14 protein-coding genes and 1 pseudogene are annotated in these 18,407 nt (G+C 68.7%); 5 read left to right on the forward strand and 10 right to left on the reverse strand.

What is annotated here, in order from left to right; all coding sequences use genetic code 11:
• Positions 1 to 100 precede the first annotated feature (100 nt).
• Positions 101 to 391, forward strand: a pseudogene (locus tag ACH442_RS44085) (transposase); the annotation flags it as partial.
• Between the two features lie 654 nt (positions 392 to 1,045).
• Here the strand turns inward: ACH442_RS44085 and ACH442_RS44090 are convergent.
• Both ACH442_RS44090 and ACH442_RS44095 read right to left on the reverse strand, forming a co-directional pair.
• Complete coding sequence (locus ACH442_RS44090) at positions 1,046 to 2,269, reverse strand: tyrosine-type recombinase/integrase (RefSeq protein WP_396344154.1); 1,224 nt, start codon at positions 2,267 to 2,269, stop codon at positions 1,046 to 1,048.
• Positions 2,266 to 3,552 carry a hypothetical protein gene (locus ACH442_RS44095; protein ID WP_396344155.1) on the reverse strand — a complete coding sequence of 429 codons (1,287 nt, stop codon included), beginning with the start codon at positions 3,550 to 3,552 and terminating at the stop codon, positions 2,266 to 2,268. The genes ACH442_RS44090 and ACH442_RS44095 overlap by 4 nt, the downstream gene beginning before the upstream one ends.
• Positions 3,553 to 3,752: 200 nt before the next feature.
• On the opposite strand from ACH442_RS44095, the gene ACH442_RS44100 reads away from it, so the two are divergent.
• The 3 genes from ACH442_RS44100 (at position 3,753) to ACH442_RS44110 (ending at position 5,643) form a co-directional block, all read left to right on the forward strand.
• Positions 3,753 to 4,310 carry a hypothetical protein gene (locus ACH442_RS44100; RefSeq protein WP_396344156.1) on the forward strand — a complete coding sequence of 186 codons (558 nt, stop codon included), beginning with the start codon at positions 3,753 to 3,755 and terminating at the stop codon, positions 4,308 to 4,310.
• Positions 4,311 to 4,801: 491 nt separating this feature from the next.
• Positions 4,802 to 5,008 carry a hypothetical protein gene (locus ACH442_RS44105; RefSeq protein WP_396344157.1) on the forward strand — a complete coding sequence of 69 codons (207 nt, stop codon included), beginning with the start codon at positions 4,802 to 4,804 and terminating at the stop codon, positions 5,006 to 5,008.
• Between the two features lie 113 nt (positions 5,009 to 5,121).
• Positions 5,122 to 5,643 (forward strand): 3'-5' exonuclease, encoded by a 522-nt coding sequence (locus ACH442_RS44110; RefSeq protein ID WP_396344167.1) that lies wholly within the window; start codon positions 5,122 to 5,124, stop codon positions 5,641 to 5,643.
• 61 nt (positions 5,644 to 5,704) lie between these two features.
• Here ACH442_RS44110 and ACH442_RS44115 read toward each other — a convergent pair whose 3' ends face one another.
• The 8 genes from ACH442_RS44115 to ACH442_RS44150 all read right to left on the reverse strand — a co-directional run bounded on the left by ACH442_RS44115 (position 5,705) and on the right by ACH442_RS44150 (position 17,753).
• Complete coding sequence (locus ACH442_RS44115) at positions 5,705 to 5,989, reverse strand: hypothetical protein (protein ID WP_396344158.1); 285 nt, start codon at positions 5,987 to 5,989, stop codon at positions 5,705 to 5,707.
• Positions 5,990 to 6,356: 367 nt separating this feature from the next.
• A complete protein-coding gene (locus tag ACH442_RS44120) occupies positions 6,357 to 7,496 on the reverse strand; it encodes a TIGR02679 domain-containing protein (protein WP_396344159.1) in 1,140 nt (379 codons plus the stop codon).
• Entirely contained in the window at positions 7,493 to 11,857 is a 4,365-nt protein-coding gene (locus tag ACH442_RS44125) for an SbcC/MukB-like Walker B domain-containing protein (RefSeq protein ID WP_396344160.1), read from the reverse strand. Before ACH442_RS44125 ends, ACH442_RS44120 begins: the two co-directional genes overlap by 4 nt.
• Positions 11,854 to 13,011 carry a TIGR02678 family protein gene (locus tag ACH442_RS44130; protein ID WP_396344161.1) on the reverse strand — a complete coding sequence of 386 codons (1,158 nt, stop codon included), beginning with the start codon at positions 13,009 to 13,011 and terminating at the stop codon, positions 11,854 to 11,856. Before ACH442_RS44130 ends, ACH442_RS44125 begins: the two co-directional genes overlap by 4 nt.
• Complete coding sequence (locus ACH442_RS44135; RefSeq protein ID WP_396344162.1) at positions 13,008 to 14,513, reverse strand: DUF2397 domain-containing protein; 1,506 nt, start codon at positions 14,511 to 14,513, stop codon at positions 13,008 to 13,010. Before ACH442_RS44135 ends, ACH442_RS44130 begins: the two co-directional genes overlap by 4 nt.
• 322 nt (positions 14,514 to 14,835) lie before the next feature.
• A complete protein-coding gene (locus tag ACH442_RS44140; protein ID WP_396344163.1) occupies positions 14,836 to 15,123 on the reverse strand; it encodes a hypothetical protein in 288 nt (95 codons plus the stop codon).
• Between the two features lie 46 nt (positions 15,124 to 15,169).
• Positions 15,170 to 17,380: a tetratricopeptide repeat protein gene (locus ACH442_RS44145; protein ID WP_396344164.1), complete on the reverse strand. Its 2,211-nt coding sequence runs from the start codon at positions 17,378 to 17,380 to the stop codon at positions 15,170 to 15,172.
• Between the two features lie 10 nt (positions 17,381 to 17,390).
• Positions 17,391 to 17,753: a hypothetical protein gene (locus ACH442_RS44150; protein ID WP_396344165.1), complete on the reverse strand. Its 363-nt coding sequence runs from the start codon at positions 17,751 to 17,753 to the stop codon at positions 17,391 to 17,393.
• Between the two features lie 103 nt (positions 17,754 to 17,856).
• On the opposite strand from ACH442_RS44150, the gene ACH442_RS44155 reads away from it, so the two are divergent.
• On the forward strand, positions 17,857 to 18,407 hold a 551-nt coding region (locus tag ACH442_RS44155; protein WP_396344166.1), incomplete at its 3' end, for a helix-turn-helix domain-containing protein.

Below are 18,407 nucleotides of genomic sequence, written 5' to 3' on the forward strand. Positions count from 1 at the left end.
GCACTGCTCGCCGACGCTTAAAGCTCCTAACACGATCTCTTTGATTGACGTCGGTGAGATCAGCGCTACCTGGTGAGGGGCAGTCTCGTTCTGCTCAGGCGTGAGCAAGGCGTGGATCGTTGATGACCAGTTGTGGGCGGTGATCGAGCCGTTGCTGCCGCCCTGGCCGGACAAGGCGCCGGGACCGCGGCCGGTCCCGGACCGGCAGTGTTTGCAGGGGATCCTGTTCGTGCTGCACACCGGGATCGGCTGGGAGGACCTGCCGCAGGAACTCGGGTTCGGCTCCGGAATGACCTGCTGGCGGCGGCTGAAGCGGTGGACCGAGGCAGGCGTATTCGACCAGTTGCACCAAGTGTTGCTGGACCGGCTGAACGCCGCGAACCGCATCGACTTCGAACAGAACTGCCAGGTGGCCCACATCTACGGGGTCAAACCCGGAGCACGCCGTTACCGGCCCGACCTGCCGGCCGAGAAGCGCGACTCCTTCTCAAACCTGCTGCTGCTCTGCTATGCCCACCACCGGGAGGTCGACGGCCGGGACGGGGAGCGCCTGTACCCGGCCGAAGTGCTGCTGGAGTGGAAAAAGCAGCATGAAGGTCCCCACAATGCAGTTCTGGACCGGCTCCGCATTCCCAGCACCGAGTCGCTGATGACGGCGCTGTCCGAGATCGCCGAGCCACCGCTCAAGCGGCTCGAGGCCATCACCGAGAAACTCGAGAAGACCGGGATCGCCAACGCGGACACCGTCAAGGAGCTTCAGGCGATCATCGCCGCGCTGTCCGACTCCGGCATCGGCGAGGATACCGCCGGGGCGTTGGTGTACGCCGCCGAGGTGCTCGGCACCTCGGCGTTCCAGACCTCCGCCGCCCAGCTCTCGTACGCAGCGGAAAGTCTGCCGCACGTCGTGAGCCGGCTGGAAAGCGCCGCGCAGCAGGCCACCCAGTTCATGTAGGTCCTCCCCCGGTGGTCGGCCCCGCCCCGCAGGCAGGGCCGACCAGGGTTCCTCGGCTCACCGGTCGATAAGCAGGCTGTCGATCGCGGTCTGCTAGTCCTCGTCGGTGGGCAGGCTGTAGAGCCGGGTGGTGTCGAGCCGAGCATGGCCCATGAGTTCGGCGACCAGGACCAGGTCGTGGCCTTCGCGGACGAGGCGGGTGCCGAAGGTGTGCCGGAGCGTGTGGCCGCCGTCGAAGACGTCGTCGGGGATGCCGGCGTCCTCGGCGATCGCCTTGAGGATGTCGTGGGCGCCGCGGTAGGACAGCCGGGCGCCGCGGTGGTTGAGCAGCAGCGCCTTACTGTCGGCGGTGCCGGGCAGGCCGGGGCGGACCTCGGTGAGGTACCGGACGAGCGGGCCGCGTAGCGCCGGGTGCACGGGGACCTCGCGGTAGCGGCCGCCCTTGCCGGAACGCACGATGATCAGGCCTTTGCGGGCGGAGATCTGGACGTCGTCGACGTCGAGGGCGACCTCCTCCCCGATCCGCACGCCGGCGTAGAACGGCAACAGCCCGATCAGCTGATCACGCAGGTTCTCCCGGCGTTCCACGGCGCGTAGCCACCGCTTGCTGTCCCGTTCGTTCAGTGCCCGGGGCGCCCGGGGCGGCAGGTCGAGTCTGGTGGCGCTCGGCACGCCCAGGCCGCAGCGTAGGTAGAAGTCGCCGATCGCGGCGAGCGCCCCGTTGATGGTGGCCGGCTTGCGCTTCAGGACCGTCTGCAGGTGGCTCTTGTAGTCGCGGACCGCGCCGTCGCGGGCGGCCGGATCGGTCAGCGGGTCGCCGTCGACGTCGGCCCCGTCGAGCCAGGCCAGGTAGGTGCGCACGCGGGAGGCGTAGGCGCGGCGGGTGTCCTCGTCGAGCATGGTCGCCTTGCCCAGCGCGGTGACGTAGCCGGCGTGCACGATCTGCAGCCGCGGGGGTAACACGGCCGGGGCGCGGCCGCGCCGGGGCGGTCCGAGTTCGCCGGCAGCGACCGCGGCCAGGACGTCGGCGTGGCATTCGGCGCCGGGAGCGCACCAGCAGGCCAGGGTCTGCCCGGCCAGCTCGGCGCGCACGTCGGTGACGGTGACCGGCGGGTGCTCGCCGATGCCGGGCAGCTCCCCGGCGAGGAGCGCCTGCTGGAAGCGGTCGACGGCCTCGGCACGGCCGAGCTCGTCGACGTTGTACGGGTTGCCCCAGCGGGTGCTGCGGTCGACGATGACCGCGTCGGGGTGTTCGGTTCGCCAGGGGTGCTGGCGGCTCATCTGGATCCGGCGCACCGTCCCATCCGACGCGATCACTGGTCGCCTCCCGCGTCGAGGGCGGCGTACTGCTCGCGGCAGGCGTGCAGCCAGCATCGTAGGTCGGCCGGCACGTCGGCGGCGGGCAGCGCGACATGCCGGAGCAGCATCGTGGTCGTCACCCGTCCGCATGCCGGCGGCTTCCCGGCGGCGGCGCAGTAGTGGAAGGCGGCTCCGGAGCGGGTCGGGGCGCCTACCGGCTCGGGGCCGGCGGAGCTCTCGTCGCGCATGGGGACCTGGTGCACGTCCGCGGCGCTCACCGGCTGGCTCCGGTGGCGCGCTCGCGGTCGCGGTGCCAGTCCAGCGCCTGATAGGCCGCCCGGGGCGGGACTTCGGCGACGGGCACTGCATGGGTCCGGTCGATGGTGTGCTGGTCCGGGCTGCCGGTGGCGCAGACCGCCCAGCGGTCGGCGGTGTCGAAGTAGTGCCAGGCGCGGCCGCCGATGAACGGGGCGCCGAACGAGCGGCGCTGGCGGTGCTCCCCCCGGCTCGGCCCGCAGCACACGGGGAGGTGTCTGTTCGGACGTCGGTGCGGGATCCGGCATCGACCCGCCGGCGATCGCCGGCACCGTGTCCTTCTCCTTATCTACTACTGCACGCTGCTGCCGGGTGGACCAGTCGTGCATCCAGGTGTCGGACTGGTCAGCCCAGAGCGCGGCGGCCTGGGCGCGCAGTCGGACGGCTGTCGCGGCGAGCTCGTCGACGGCCGGGTCCGGGTACGGCAGTGCGCGGGCCCGCGCGATCGCGGCGTCGACCTGATCGGCGGCCTGGTTGATCTGGTGGGCGCTGATGAGCCGGCGCGACAGGGCGCGGGCACCGACCTGGGTGTCCAGATGCAGCTGCGGCGCGTTCGCGACCGCCAGGGCGCCGAGGTCGTCGGCCCACTCGGTCAGGGCGTCGAGCTCGACCCACAGCTGGGTGCGGGAGGAGTTGCGAGGCTCGGTGCCCTCCCTCTCGTGGGCGACGACCCGCTCGGCGATGCCTGCGGCCTGGCGCAGCATCTCGGCGAGCAGCGCGACCGCGCGGCCGTACGCGAAGTGACTGAGATGCTCGTGCAGGGCCGGCTCGACGCGGAACGGGGCGAGCACGCCGCGGCCGCGCTCGGCGAGCCGGTCGAGGATCTTCCGGGCTCGGTCGTTGCCGATCGTGCCGGCGAGCTGCTCGCACCGCGCGGTTTGCTCGCGCAGGAACCGGTAGTCGCGGTCGACGAGACGGGGTGTCCTGTTATCTGAAGTTGTTCCGGGAGGCTGTCGAGACCCCTGGGCCGCGTTATCTGAAGTCACCCCGCCACTCTACTTCAGATATTCACAGTTATCTGAAGTTGACCTCCGGCGTGTTCGCATCACCCCAAACCGGATACGACTTGAACATTAGACGTCTTTACAAGGTCGATTGGCAAAGTATGTACAGCACCTATTCACACCGCCCCGTGCGCTGGTGTACTGGCTTCACGTAACCCGGTTGGCAGAGATGAGGGCATGACATGGCGGTTCGGTTGAAGCTCGGCGGCTACGAGACGGTGACCGGCGACCCGCTCGGGCGCGGTCACATCGGCTACTTCCCGCGGATGACCGAGGACGAGGCGTGGGAGGCCGGCCGCGGCGTCTGGAAGATGAACAAGGAGAAGGCCGGCCGGGAGCTGTTCGCGCTCATCACCGGTGAGGGCGTGACCCGGGCGATCGCCGAGATCACCGGCCACACCGTCCACCAGACCCCCAGCGGCGAGCGGGTCGCGCTGCAGGGCCGGCTGCTGCCGCAGGGCCACCCGGTCCGCGAGGCCTACCTGGGTAAGCCCGACCCGGTCGTCAACGGCAGCCAGAACCCGGTCGGCTACTGCGACCTGCCCGAGGAGACCGCCTTCCGCACCCGGGCGTGCGCGTGTGGCTGCGGCGAGACCAGCGACCGCGACTTCCTGCCCGGCCACGACGTGCGCGCGATCCAGCAACGCGTCCGCGATCACTTCGGCGGCTCCCCGCTCGCGCTCATCCAGTTCGTTGACGAGCACTTCGCCGACGACGGCCCGGGCGAGGTGGGACGGTGAGCGCCACGGTGGAGACGATCCTGCTCGCTGCTGGGCCGGTGGCCACGGCCGCCCTGGTGTTCGGATCGGTGGCGTGATCTTCACGAACGAGACGAAGAACTCGACGCCGCGCGAGCCGCGAACCGCGCGCTACTCGCGCAAGCGAATCGCCAACCTCGCCAATCGAGGTGAACAAATAGCCCGGCATTTCGTCCCCGTATTGCACTCGCCGAGTGCTTTGGACCGAGAAATGTGCCCCCCGCGCGTCGCGGGGTTCGAAGAATGCGCCCGGGGACTCTAGGATGTTCCTATGGGGCGAGCGATTTCGCGTCGTCGATCTGTTCGCAGGTCGAGGACAGATGGCCCCGGGGTTGCACCCCCGGGGCCATCCAGAAGCTTCCCCGCGCACATTGGGTCTCGTGTTAGGGGTTACCTTGCTACTACTAACCACACTACTACAGCTGGTTGACACCAGTACACCAGCGGCTGCGACCACCCCGTCTCCAGCGGGCGTGCTCCTGGAAGCCGCCGCGGTCGGTGATCAGCGCGGACTATGGTTCGGACTGTTCCTCATCGGCGCGCTCCTCCTTTCTGCGATTATCGGATGGGTATTTCGGGCGATGAACGTCGCGATTCCGGCGGTCTTGACGATCTCGGGCGTCGCATTTATTTCCATCCTCGGCATTGCAATGACGTCCTTCGGGTTCGTCACCGGATAACCGCCCTACTCCGACGAAGGGGCTTCCGGCTTCGGCCGGGAGCCCCTTCGTCTTGCACCACGCCGATGACGATGCTTGAGCGACACCCGTCGCGCACGTATTGTCTGCCTGTGATGGCCTCTGACCTGCGAATACACCTTCCGGAGGTCACGCCGTCCACGCCGGGCTCCGAGAGAATGTTCGGCGCGATCGTGGAGATCGCGGTGATCGACGCCGCGACCGGCCGCACGCTGCTCGACACGCTGGTCAACCCGGGCTGCCCGATCACCGAGATCGCGACGGCGATCCACGGCATCACTGACGCCGCCGTCGCCGACGCCCCGACCTGGGACAAGGTGCTCCCCCGCCTCAAGCGGATCACCAAGGGCCGGCAGGTGCCGGCCTACAACGCCGACTACGACCTGGGCGTCGTGCTCGCCGACACCGACCGGGCCGGCCGCAAACCGGGCCACCTCGCCGACGGCGAGAAGTGGGCGTGCATCATGCAGGCCCGCTCCGATTGGGCCCGCTCCCGCCGCTGGCTGCCGCTCGGTGGCGGGCACCGCGCCCTGGGCGATTGCCAGGCTGCCCGGCAGGTCCTGCTCGACATCAGCCGCACCTCGCAGGCCCGGCGCCGGCGCTCACCCGTCGTATAGCGGGCTACTCGCCGTCCAGGCGGTGCTCGAGTTCGTCGACGCCGTGGTCGGCTTCGGTCAGCTAGTCGCCGCTGCGGGCCGCGTCTTCCACGTCGAGGATCAGCCCGTGCAGGCTGGCCGGCCCCAGTGCCCGATGGCGGCCGGTCAGCCGCAGCAACAGCCGGACACTGGAGCCGATGTCGAGGCCGGGCAGGGCGGCGGTCAGCAGGCGCGCGATGCGCACGCCGGTGGCGCGCAGGTCGACGTCGAGGTCGCCGAGGGCCTGGTTGGCCAGAGACGCGGCGATGATCGCGGACCGCTCGGTGGTGCTCGGCCGGGGCCGGCGGCGCAGCGCGATGCGGTGCACGTCGAACAGGCAGTCGTTGACCCGCTGCTGGACGGTGGCCGCGGTGATGCCCAGCCGGATGGCGGCCTCGGCCGGGGTGCGGGGCCGGCGGCTGCGGCCGAGCCCGAAGCGCAGCAGGGCCGCCTCGGCCCGGGCGGTGGTGGTGCCGCCGCGGATCGCGGCGGTCAGCGCGGCCCGGAGCTGGGTGGGCTCACCGGTCAGCCAGTCGTCGTCAGGGGTGGCCAGAACCGGCGGCCGGTGCCGGGTCCGGCGCTGGCCGGTGGGCCTGCCGGCCCGACGCTGTCGGGCCCGGGGACAAGCGGTCGGCGGGTCATCGACTACAGAATGTCGAGTGCGCCACGCCCGGCATCCAGCGGACGGGCCTCGGTCAGCGTGAGGACGGTGCCGCGGGAGCGAGGTCCTGCAGCAGCTCGTCCAGCCGGGCCTCCTCGTAGAAACCCTCCACGCCGGCGAGCCATTCAGCGGCAGTCGGCAGGCTCAGCATCTCGGTGAGGAACTGCCGGCCAGCGTTGTCCCGATCGGCGGTCACCAACAGCGGTACGCCTGCTGCGGCAAGGCCTCGTAGCAGCATCCACGCCCCCACTGACGGCCGGCCGTAGATACAGATCAGCGGACGGCTGTCGGCGCCGTGGACATCGGATGCGGCCGACACGATTGCCGGATTCTCACACACCCGTACCGGCGTCGCCGGGTCGGCCGGTGCCCACGACCCTCGTAACATGCGGGCGGTCAGCCAGACCGGTTCGCCGCAGGCGGCGGCCGCGGCCGCGATGGTCACGGCTGCGGCCGTCCCCTGCAACACGAGGTTGAGCACCAGCACGTTCGAGGACACCTCGTCGCAGAGCACTCCGTAAGCGGCCCATACGCTGCGCCACGGTTCGCCGGTCAACGCGTCCGCCGCTGCTGCGGCCGGGTCGTTCGGCTCGGCAGCCGCGGCGAGCAGCCGGGCGGCGACCCGGCCGAGGTCAGCGTCGCGGTCCAGGGCGTGCGGGTCACCGAACAGGTGGTTGGCGACCTCCGGCAGGGGACGGCCGGTGCTCGGCAGGTGTTGCCACAACCGGCTCAGGGCCGCCGCCCGGCCGGGGATCGGCTGCCCGGCTTTGTCCAGCCACCGGCGTTCCTGGGCCAGCGCTACCGCGTGCGCGGGTACCCCGGCGTCGACCAGCTGCTGGTAAGCGCCGTCGACGGCCGCTTTCGCGGCTGCTGCCGCGGCTGCTTTCTTCGCCGGGATGTCGGTGAGCGGGCCGCCGGTGCGGATCAGCAGCTGGGTCAGGTCGTCGCCGGCGCCGGCGAGTGCAGCGGTCAGCCGGCCGATCGTGACCGGTGCGCCGGAGGAGTCCCATCCCACGCCGAGCAGCCGTGCGACCTGTGCCCGTTCGTTGCGGTCGAGGTCGACCCGGACGGTGACCCGTGGCCCGGTCCGGCCGTTCTCCACCAGGATTCGGGCGGCAGCCAGGACCTTCGCCGGCCCGGACCGTACCGCCCACTGGTCGATGGTGGCGCTCATTCGTCGCTGCTTTCGCCGGTCGTCTCGTCGTCGTCGCCGTTCTCGCCGATCGTGTCGCCGTCTTCGCCCGTCGTGTCATCGGTTGCAGTGGAGAACAGGTCGGGTTCGGTGTACATGTCACCGGACCGGACCGGCTGCAGCGCGGTGGCCGAGATGTCTGCGACCGGCACAATCTGCAGGGTCTGCCCGGCCCACAACGTCAGGGACAGGTCGACACCGGGCAGCGGGGCCGGCGCCCGGGCGATGTGCCAGATCGCTGCGGCCGGAACCTGAGCGGACGCGACCAGCGTTGCCGGACCGGCGACGAGGAAGTCCAGGTCGAAGTCGACGAGCATTCGCATCATCGTGGTCTGGTTGGCCAGGTCGACGCCGACGAACGCCTCGTCGAGCCACAACGGCCGCGGTGAGTTCGGTGATTCTGAGTACAGCGTGACCAGCGTCGCGAGCAGCGGCTGCAGCAGCGTGACTGCTTTACCGCCGCCGGAGTCGACGGTGTGCTGCTGCTTGGTCAGCGCCTGCCAGCGTTTCGGGTCGTCGTCGGGGTCGGTGCCGATCCGGAACTCGCACACGATGTCGAACCAGGCCCGGTAGTCCAGCAGCGTCGCGGCTCGGTCGATCCACTCGTCGTCGGCGGGTAGGTCCTGGGCCTGCTGCAGCCGGTCGGCGAGGAACAACCGGATCTGCTCTTGCGCCGATTCTGAGGCGATCACACCGTCTTCGATCGCCTTGAGGATTTTGTAGCCGGCCGTGTGGTCCGCGGCCTTGTGCCGGCGCAGACGCAACGTCATCTTGTCCGCGCCGGTGGGGTGCCGCGCCAGGACGGCGTTGACGTCCTTGAGCAGGTCGATGACCGCGCGGAGCCGGTCGGCGAGGTGGTCGATGAACGTCGATGACAGCAGCTCGGTGTACATGGTGTTGAGCTTCTCGTCGTGGCTGGCGGTCAGGTCGGCGACGACGTCGTCGAGGTGCCGGATCGCATCCGCGGGGCTGAGCTGCTGCCCGGAGGCGTCCACGGTCAGCATGACCGCGGGCAGCGGTCGGGTGTCGTCGGCTTCGATGACCGTCACCGACCGGCCGCCGTTGGCTTCCAGCAGAGTCTGCAGTTCGGTCACCTGCTGCCCGATGGCCCGGGTCATCAGCGTGTTCGTCCTGGTCGTCTTCTCCGCCGCGGTGCCTGGCCAGGACGGGGGCCGCAACGTCTGCGCGGCCGCGGCGGCCTGCACGAGCGCTGCGTTCAGGTCACGCCCGTCGACGTCGGGCAGGTTCCGGGCGGGGGCAAGCCCCGCGTCGACGGGCACCCACCAGCTGCCGAGCGCGACGTCGCGCACCGAGGTGGCGTTGTCGCGGTGCTCGCAGGCGCGTTCCCAGTCGCTGTGCGCTTTCGATGCGAGCCCGGCCAGGCGGTTACCGTTCTCGGTACTGCGCACGATCGACTTGTTGAGCTCCTCGATCGCCGCGGCGAGCTGCTCCTGGCGGGCGAACAGCTCCTTGTCGCCGAGGTTGACCGCCTCCTCGGCCTCGGTGGCCCTGCCGGCGGCGGCTGCTGCTTCAGCGGCGGTGTCGCGGGCGGCCTGGTCCGCATCGTCGAGCAGCCGGGCCACGGCCTCCGCGTCGAGAATCGCCGCTGCGGCTTCCTTCTCCGCACCGGTCTGCTCCGACAACGCCAGCCGTAGCCCGGCGGCCGCGTCCGCGGCCGAATCCAGGTGCCCGGCGAACGTGTCGACCTCGTCAGGCTTGGTCGGCAGGGTGTGCTCGGTGGCAAGTTCGACCACCGCGGCGTCCGCGGCGTCGGCGATCCTGCGCAGCTTCTCGGCGTGGGCGGCAGCATCGGCGTGCAGCTGCTGCGCCCGGTCCCGTTCGGCGTTCGCCGTGTGCAGGCCGGCACCTGCCGCGGCCGCGTCGGCGTCACTGGGTACGTTACGGCCCGAGGTCTGCAGGAATGTGATCGTGGCGTTGACCTGCTCAGCCTGAGCCGTCAACCGTCGCGCTTCGGCACGGTCGGTTTCGGCGGCGGCGCGCAGCTCGGCGATGCTGCGCTGGCGGGCGGCGGCGCGGGCGGCGGCGCCGATCAGTTCGGCGCCGTGCCCGGAACGGCCGGCCCGGCCGTGCACTGCCGGGGTCCGGAACCGCCCGTCGGCGGCGACCGCGGTCGGGCCGGCAAGCGGTTCCGACGCGGCCGTGTAGCCGATCCCGGCGAGGATCGCCGCGACGGTCGCCGTCAGCTTCCCGGCGTCGCCGGCCGGGACGAGGATCTGCGCGAGGCTGTCGGTGGGCGCCGCGCCCGTCACGGTGAGCACGACGTCGTCACCGTCACGATCGGCGACCCACGCGCCGTCGATGCTCACCCACGCGTCGAGCAGGCCCGCGGCCGCCAGCGCCGCCTCGACATGGTCGAGGATGTCGGGGTCGAGACCGGCGACCGGATCGATCAACCGCCACAGCGGCGCACCGGCGCCGGACACCGGCTCCGGCCGGGTGCGGCGGGTCCAGCCCGCCGGTGGCCGCGGCAGCGGGTCAGCGGCACGTTCGAGCTCGGCGGCGTGCTGTTCGGCGGCTACCGCCCGCTGCGTCGCTGTAGAAGCATGTGTGCGCAACTGTGACACCTCGTCGCGCTTCGGTGTGACCACCGGCTCCAGCCAGTCGGCGTTGAGCAGCCCTTCGAGGACCTGCCGCGGCCGAGCCGTCGTCGCCTGCTCCGTGACCTGCTGCATCCACCGCAGGCGCAGATCCGGATCCGGAGCGGCATCGCCCAGCGGCGCCGCCCACCGTTCGAGTTTGTCGGACAGCTCCTGCAACGCGTCCGTCAGCGCATCCTGGGCTTCGGACGCCGCCGTCTTACGGGCGGTGTACTCACCCTCGCGCTGCTCGGCGAGAGCGTCGGCGTTACGCCACTTGCTGCCGGCGCCGGCGGCGTCGCGCAGCAGCCGGCGCAGCGCGCTCAGATGCTGGCGGCGGTTACGGACGGCGGCGTCGATCCGGTCGACGTCGCCGGACGCCGCCCACACCCCGATGTCATCGCCGAGGCCCGCCTGCGTGCCAGTATCGGTCGTGTGCCGCGTCGCGGCGTCGACGGCCTGGTGCACCGCAGTCAGCGCGTTCGTTGCACGCAGCTTCTTGGCCTTGGCCTGATCATCGCGGGCACGGGCGTTGACCAGTTCACCTTGGGCAGCCTCGGACTGGCGGGCGGCGGTGTTCGCGTCCTCCCGTGCCCGTTGAGCGGCCGCGGCACGGTTGACGGCGTCGCCGTACGCCGCGGACTGCAGCAGCTGCGTGTGCTTGCCCTGCTCCCAGTCACGGGCCGTCATGAGATCCTGGGTCCTGCGGGTCTCCTCGCTCAGGTCCTCACGGGCCTTATCCATGGCCGCCTGGGTCTGGTCGACGTGGCCCTGCGCAGCGGTAACCGCGGCGTCCGCGTCGAGCAGAGCGTCGCCGTGCAGGCGCAGGACCGCATCGGTCCACGGCCGCCACTGCCGGTTGACGTACCCCGTGATCGCCGCGCGAGCGGCTTCGGCGTACTCCCGGTCACGGCCGAGCTGCTCGACTTCCTGCCAGCTTCCGGCAAGTTCGGCGATCTCGGCCTTGTCCAGCGCCGGGAGCGCGGAGCGGATCTGGCCGGTGAAGAACTCCGCGTCCAGGACCTTGCCGAGGTTCGGGGTCCGCAACGACCGCAGCATCGTCAGGACGGTCTTGTACCGGTCCGGGTCGTCGATACCGAACAGCTTCTCAGCGACATGCGCGGCGTACTTCTTCCCGCTGTCGTGCACGGTGACACCGTCGACGGCGGCGACGTGTTTCGGTTCGTACGCCGACAGCCCGACGGCCAGGTCGATACCGTCACGGACCCGGGCGGTGCCCTGGCAGGTCATCCACACCGTCTGCATGTCCTGCACACTGCGTTTGGTCTGGGCGAACAGCAGCAGCGTGAAGAACTCCAGGGTGCCGTCGTCGCCGACGCGGCCGAACTCGACCCACACCCAGCCGCGGTTCGTCGACGATGTGATGTCACGCCGGTCCTTCGGCTGCCCGGACGGCTCGACGTAGTACCGGAACCGCTTGCCCGACTCGCCGAACGTGTCGATCAAATGCGGTCGGGTCTCGCCCTGCAGCATGATCAGCGTCGTCAACGTCATCAGCGTCGACTTACCCGACTGGTTGTGCCCGACGAGCTGGACGCGGCCGTCAGCGAACCAGTACTCGACGACGTCGAACTCCCACATCGCGACGGCGCCGCCGCGCAGCGGCATCCACCGCCGCCGGTTCGGCATCGGCAGCCCACCGGTACACGCCGCGTCACGCCACTCCGACAGCAGCAGATCGGATACGTCAGGGCCCGGCTGGTGCTCAACCACAGGCAAGGTCATCGGGCCGTCTCCGTATCGATCAACGTGACGTCGGGGTCGCGGTACCGGCCGGCGACCGGCGACAGGATCCAGTCGCCGTCATCGGTCACGGTGAGCAGCCCCAGCTCACACAGCTTGGTCTGCGCGTCGGCACGGATCGTTCCCGCCGCCGTCTTCTGCATCTTGTTCATGTAGTCGCCACGCCAGCGCAGCAGGTCGTCGGCGAGCTCGTCGACCTGCGCACTCGACAGCAGCACTGTGCCATCGGGGCGGCGGGTGCCGTCCCGCCCGGCCTGATCGGCCATCAGCAGCGCGACCCAGTCGACCGCTTTCGGGCGCGGCCAGTCGACCACCGTGGCCGGGACCCGCTCGTCGTCGGTCAGGACCAGCACCAGCCCTTCGGTGCGGGCCTCGACCGTGCCGCCGGTCATCTGAGCCAGGTCAGCGGCACGCAGGCCCCGCTGCTTACGCAGCAACTCCGCACCCGCGGTGTCCAGGTCGGCGTACAGCACCGCCGGGGTTTCCAGTAACGCGCGCAGCTGCCGGACCGCCCGGGTCGCCGTGACGGTCTCGTCGTCAGCGGGTTCCGGGTTCAACGCCAGCGCCAGCGTGTCGGGACTGGTCATCAGCAGCAGCGCGTCCTTGTCGACCTCGTATCCGGCGCCAGGCCCGGACCCGCCGTCGAGCCACTCGTCGAGCAGCCGCTCGTCGTCGGTCCGCCGGCGCAGTACGCCAAGGTCGTCGAGGTACTGCGCAGCCGCCCTCAGCAGCCGCCGCTGCGCGCGTTCGTCTGGGTCATAGGCGGTGACCTGCAGCCCCGGGGTGGCGCATAGATCACGGACCATGTCCGACAGCCGCTGCAGGGTGACCGTGCCGTTGACGTCCTCGCAGCATGCGGCCAGGCAGCAAGTCAGCGCGAGCAGCCGCCGTGACGGTGCCTGCGCCGGGCGTGGCGGCAACGCGACCGTTCCCGCGATCGGGACACGGATCAGGCGGACCGCGCGACCGAGTCGCTGGACGCGGTACCCGGCCCGGCGGGCATGGTCGGTGACCTGCTTCTGCCGTTGCAGCACCGACCGGTACAACGCCGGGTTCGTGGCCGAGGTGACCAGCGGCTGCGCGAGCAGGCCCACGAGCGCGCGCTGCGCTTCCCGGGTGGCTTCGGTCGCGGTCACACAGTCACCTGCGCCACACCGATGTGCAGCCGGACTTCCGGATGCACGAGCCGGCCACCGGAGGTCTTGACGACGGCGGACGGTGTCTGCAGCACCGGTTCCGCTCGCAGGTGCCACCGGCCGTCGTCGGTGACGACCTCCCGCACCCCGGCCGGGTCCGGGCGGGCGTTCGCGACGGTGGCGAGGACCATCAGCAGCATCTCCAGTTCAGGGTCGGTGACGTTGGTCCATTGCGACAGCAGCAGCCCGGAACGTGCCAGGACCGCCTGTTCGGTGGCGGCTTGCGACTGCTGCAGCTGGCGGTTACGTTCCCGGGCCGCCCGGCGGTTGTCCCGATGGTCGGGAATCCGTGACGCGGTCCCGGTCGTGGCTTTCGGGCCCTGCTTACGCAGCCGGGCCTCGACCGGGACGGGGTCGGCGTCCCAGAAACTCGACGCGGACGGGTTCCCGGCCGGTGCCGAGCCTGCGCCGGGTAGGTGCACCGCCGAGTACAACCCTGTCGCGGTCGCCCACAGCCGCCACGCCGACGTGTCGTCGGGTTCCGCTTCCAGGCGCGTGGCCAGGGCCAGCAGCTCCGCGCGCCGTGACACGTGCCCGCCGACAGCGGCCAGGGTCCGCTGCCCGCGCAGCAGCGGCTGGATGGTGTTGCGCATCTGCCGCCGCAGGCGCCGCGCCTGGCAGTGCGGCCCGTCGAACCAGGCCCGCAGCGTGTCCAGCGTCTTGCGGTAGGAGGCCGCGAGCTCGTCGATGGCGGCGTCGTCGGCGTTGACGCCGAGGTTGTGGACCGCGATCCGGCGCCACACCGCGTCGGTAAGCGCGGACAGCTGCGTCACCTGGGTGGTGATCGACTCGGAGTGCGTGTCGACGCCAGCGCCCCACATGTCGACGTAGCGGCGCAGAGTCTCCTGGACGACGGCGACCTTCTCCGCCGTCGGGGTTCCCGCCAGCGCGCCGGCCAGGCGGGCCTGCCAGGCCGCCGCCGCACGCGCCATCGCCTGATAGGTATTCTCGATGATCGACCACGCCGACGCAGCCTGTGCCGGATCGGTGGTCGCCGCGGCGCTCAGCACGGCCAGGTTCGCTGTCAGCACGCCCGGTGCCAGCGTCGCCGCGGCGCCGGCGGCCAGGTCCTGCCCCAGCTCGGCCACCGCGCGATGCAGTTGCGCACCGGTCTCGGTCAGCTGGTATCGGTCGAGGTCACGGACGAAGTCCGCGTCGCGCAGCGCACGATCCTGGAAGACGTGGATGACCTTCCACTTCTCCAGGCTGGTCATCCGGTCCTTGAGGTCGAAGCCGGACTCGTCGATCAGCGCGGGATCGGTGCCGTGCTCGCGCAGGTACGTCCGCAGCAGGTCCGGTAGTTCAGCGGCGGGGACACCGGTAAGGGTGTGCTGCTGCTGGTCCAAGAGTACGTCAACGATCACCCGGTACTGCGAGGCGTACTTACCCGTCAGGTACGACGCTTCCAGCAGCCCACCCGGCAGCCCGGCAAGCTGCCACAAGTCAGGTCCTGCACCGGCATCCCGATCACCGTCGCGTTGCTCCGGTCCCACCCTCGCGCCTCCCCGTCGTTCTCCATACCGGACTCTGGCACCGCTGGCATGCCTTGGCCGGCACCCGCAGAGGATAGGTGCGGGATGTGACATCGTGGCGTATTGCCGGTGTGGCGTCCGGCGCCGAAAGCACCGTGCTTCGACATGGCCACGGTGCAGTCGTCGGCTGCGAACTCCGGACCTCACCGTAACGACCAAGATCATGTGCTCGTAAGTGCAGGAATCAAGGTTTCCTGTAACCCGTCGCACATCTGACGGCGGCGTAAGTCGCTCAGCTACGCGCCGCGGACACCGACGCCGCCAACGCAGCCCACTGATTCAGAAAACGCACCTGCTGCAGCAGCGTCTCCCGCTGACGCGCGTCCGCCTTCGCCACCACCACGATGAGTTCCTGCAACTCCGCCGGCAGATCCCCGAACGGATTTTCCACCGCCGTCTCCGGCAGCAGCCCCGCGACCGACAGCAGCAGACTCGCCGGCTGCTGATAGCTCTGCGCTTCCTGGACCAACGTCGCCACGCCGATCCGGCCGGTTTCGATTTCAGTCACCTGGTCGGCCATATCGCCAGGTTATCGGTTACCTTCACAGAAGAGACCTTCCCCGAAGTCATCTGCCGAGTTCGTCCGAGTCGTCATCATTCGAGCTGTAAAGCTGCCAACGGACTTCCGCCGCCGCACTAGCTTCACCGAGGGCATCAAGGATATTCGCGTAGCTGTGATACGCCGCCCATACACTATCGTTGAATGCGTGCGGCAGGCGTTCAGCCAAGCGTTCATAAAGCTGGATCGCTTCCTGGATCAAGTCGCGTGCTTCGACCCAATTGCAATCATACATTTCACAGGCTGCAACATACACCGTTAAGGAGTGAGCCAAATTGGGGAGATGGGAGTCCGGGTCATTTTCTGCCAGAAGCCGATAGGCGCGGATTATTTGCCGAGCGATCGATAAGGCTTCACTGGCGTTCCCTTGCATCATTGACATTTGACTGACATTGCCCAGCAACCCGATTAGGTCAGGCAGGAAAGAAGGGTCCGCCTCAGCTAGTCCCCAATAAATCCGAGCAGCCTCCTCAGCTGGTTGCAAAGCATCAGACAAGCGACCCAGTCTCGTCAATATGGCGCAAAGGTTGTTCAAGGAAGTTGCTAGTCCTGGCAGGTAGAGACCAGGATTATTTGCTACCAGTTCACGATAGAGGGCCGACGCATGGCCGGTAATCGCTAAAGCGTCCTCGAGTCGACCCACCTCGAACATGCAACTACCAAGGTTAACCACTGATCCGGCTAACTCAGGCAGATATACCTCCACATTCGTTTTGGCGAGTTGACGGTAGATGGAGGTAGCGTGTGCAGCCGGCGACAGTGCCTCCTCTCGATATCCGGCGTTGGCTAGCCGCCAGGAATGGCGAGCTAGCAACCGTGCCTGTTCAGCCGGTTCGGCAGCATCGGCTAGATGCGAATCGATAAGAACGCTACTGATGGCAGCAGCAGCAGCATCCAGGTCAATATCCCGGCGCGTTGGCAACTGGTCGTCAACGGCACTGAGTATCGTGATATCAACATCGGGGAGGTGGGCGAGCCGGATGAGGGCGGTGCCCCCGGCAGCTATAGCCAAGTCGGGACGGTTTCGCAGTAGTGGGTACAGCACTTTTTTCGCAATGTGGGGCCAGCGGTAGGCGACCTCCGTCAGAACGGCAATCGCGCTGGAGACCCCCGTCAACTTCTCCATTCCTGCGATCGAAAGCATGTGCGGCGCGTTAAGGGTCCAGTCGTCAACGAGGGTGACGGCGATCGCATCGGTATAATTATGTCCGGGAGTTGACAAGGCGATAAGATCCTCGCCAAGTCGATCCGGGTGCAACGCCTCCAGCGCAGTATCCAAATCAAGCGGTGGATAAAGTAAGCGATGATCATCGATAATTGTATCTGCAGCTGCGGTCGTGGCGGCCAAACCGAGTACCTTCAGCGCTGCATGGCCCCCCGCGCGTGGTAAAGCTCCAGTAAGAGTTGCAGTATATGTCGTGCGATGCATCACCCGTGGCGGCGTGCTTAGCGGATCTTCGATCCGGGAATGCAGGAGATGCCAATAGGTGCTCTCGCGACGCAGCAAGTATGACGAAATTGCATGCGGTTCCGTTGGCGGTTGATCACCGTGACGATGTGCATCAACGTAAGCCAGGGCAGCCATATGCACGGCGAGAATCTGCGAGAATTCGGGGTCTTCCAAATTTAGTGGGGAGCCCCAGCTGGCTTGCTTGATACCGAGCGCTTCGGCAAAGCGGGCAGCCGCAACTGCGAATAAATCGTGTTGATCGGTAGCCAGCGAGGGCAGTGCTAGTTCGTCCGACGTGATATCGAGCTCGGCCTCTACGCGGTCGGCGAGGGTCGGCCACCAGTATTTGGTTGACCGAGCCAGCGTAAGTACCCGTACTCGGGTGCCAGCACGAACATTCAGTTCACGCAACTGGCTGAGTAGCGCCATCAGAGCAGAAGGTGGCCACCGGTCAGCGTAGTCGACGATCGCCAGCACCGCACCACCATGCAACTCGACTCGCGAGACTGCGCTGGTTCCGGCTACTGGCGTCGCAGTGTGAGTTACCTGCCATATCGTCCAATCGGCAGCTTTGCACTCAACGCCAACTTGGGCAGCGAGGCGGGTCTTGCCTTGTCCGCCCGCCCCGTGCACCAGCAACACCGCGACCGGTTCGTCCGCGCCAGTCCATGCGGCCAGCCTGTCCAAAATGTGTTCCCGCCCGGTGAAGGGCACGACTTGATGCCGAGCCAGCAACAAACGGCTTGGTTGCGCCCGCGCCTGGGTCACACTTAGTGCTTCAGTTCGTAAGTCCTTCGGGGGTTGACGGTCCGGGGCTTTGATGCGGCCAGTTGGCGATGGGGCTGATGAGGACGTTGCAGACGAAGTCGAGGGCTTCTTCGGTGGTGCCGCTGAACCAGTACTGGTCTTCGTAGCTGTTGTTGCTGGCCTTGTAGGCGGCCAGATGCCAGCGATGAGCGGATCCGCTGTAACGCAGTCGCATCACCGGTAGTTGCAGCCCACCGGTCAACTCGACGGTGACGTAGGCGAACTGACCGCGGTAACGCACATCCACACCGGCCAGCTGCGGCCAGTTCGTCTTGGCCCGGGCCCGTAGCCGCTGCGGCAGGGACGTCTTGGTGGAAGCAGGAATGACCGGCATGGGTTCACATCCTGCCCCTCCGGCGTGTCCTGACGGCTTGCGGCACGCCTGAGCGGCATCCTCGTCCGGCCCTGACAAGATCGCCTTCGATGGAAGCTGGCCGGTGCCCGTCCCTCACGCACGCCCCATCACGCTGACCACCACCGAACGACGGCAGCTGACCCTGCTCGCCCATTCCCGCACCGCCGGCTACCAGCAAGTCATCCGGGCAAGAATCGTCTGCGACGCGGCCCGTGGGCACTCCAACGCCGCGATCGCCCGCCGGCACGAACTGACCGTCGACACCGTGCGACGCTGGCGGGGCCGGTTCGCCGACGAAGGCCTGCCCGGCCTCGCCGACCGGTCCCGGCCCGGACGGCCGACCCGGTTCACGCCGGTCCAGGTCGCCGAAGTCAAAGCCCTGGCCTGCCAGTTGCCGGCCGAGACCGGCACACCACTGTCGAGGTGGACATGCCCGGACCTGGCCGAGCAAGCCGTCAACCGGGGCATCGTCGCGGCGATTTCAGCGTCCACCATCCGCCGGATCCTGGCCCGCGACACGATCAAGCCGTGGCAGCACCAGTCCTGGATCTTCATCCGCGATCCGCAGTTCGCCGTCAAAGCCGCCAGCGTGCTCGGCCTCTACGCCCGCACGTTCGACGGCGTCCCGCTCGG

This window comes from Actinoplanes sp. NPDC020271 (assembly GCF_044388125.1).
In the GTDB taxonomy this organism is placed as follows: Bacteria; Actinomycetota; Actinomycetes; order Mycobacteriales; family Micromonosporaceae; genus Actinoplanes.

Excerpts from the sequence above, each read along its gene's own strand:
- ACH442_RS44150 (WP_396344165.1), bottom strand. The coding sequence starts at position 17,753 with ATGCCGGTCATTCCTGCTTCCACCAAGACGTCCCTGCCGCAGCGGCTA.
- ACH442_RS44110 (WP_396344167.1), top strand. The coding sequence starts at position 5,122 with ATGGCCTCTGACCTGCGAATACACCTTCCGGAGGTCACGCCGTCCACG.
- ACH442_RS44120 (WP_396344159.1), bottom strand. The coding sequence starts at position 7,496 with ATGAGCGCCACCATCGACCAGTGGGCGGTACGGTCCGGGCCGGCGAAG.
- ACH442_RS44125 (WP_396344160.1), bottom strand. The coding sequence starts at position 11,857 with ATGACCTTGCCTGTGGTTGAGCACCAGCCGGGCCCTGACGTATCCGAT.
- ACH442_RS44140 (WP_396344163.1), bottom strand. The coding sequence starts at position 15,123 with ATGGCCGACCAGGTGACTGAAATCGAAACCGGCCGGATCGGCGTGGCG.
- ACH442_RS44100 (WP_396344156.1), top strand. The coding sequence starts at position 3,753 with ATGGCGGTTCGGTTGAAGCTCGGCGGCTACGAGACGGTGACCGGCGAC.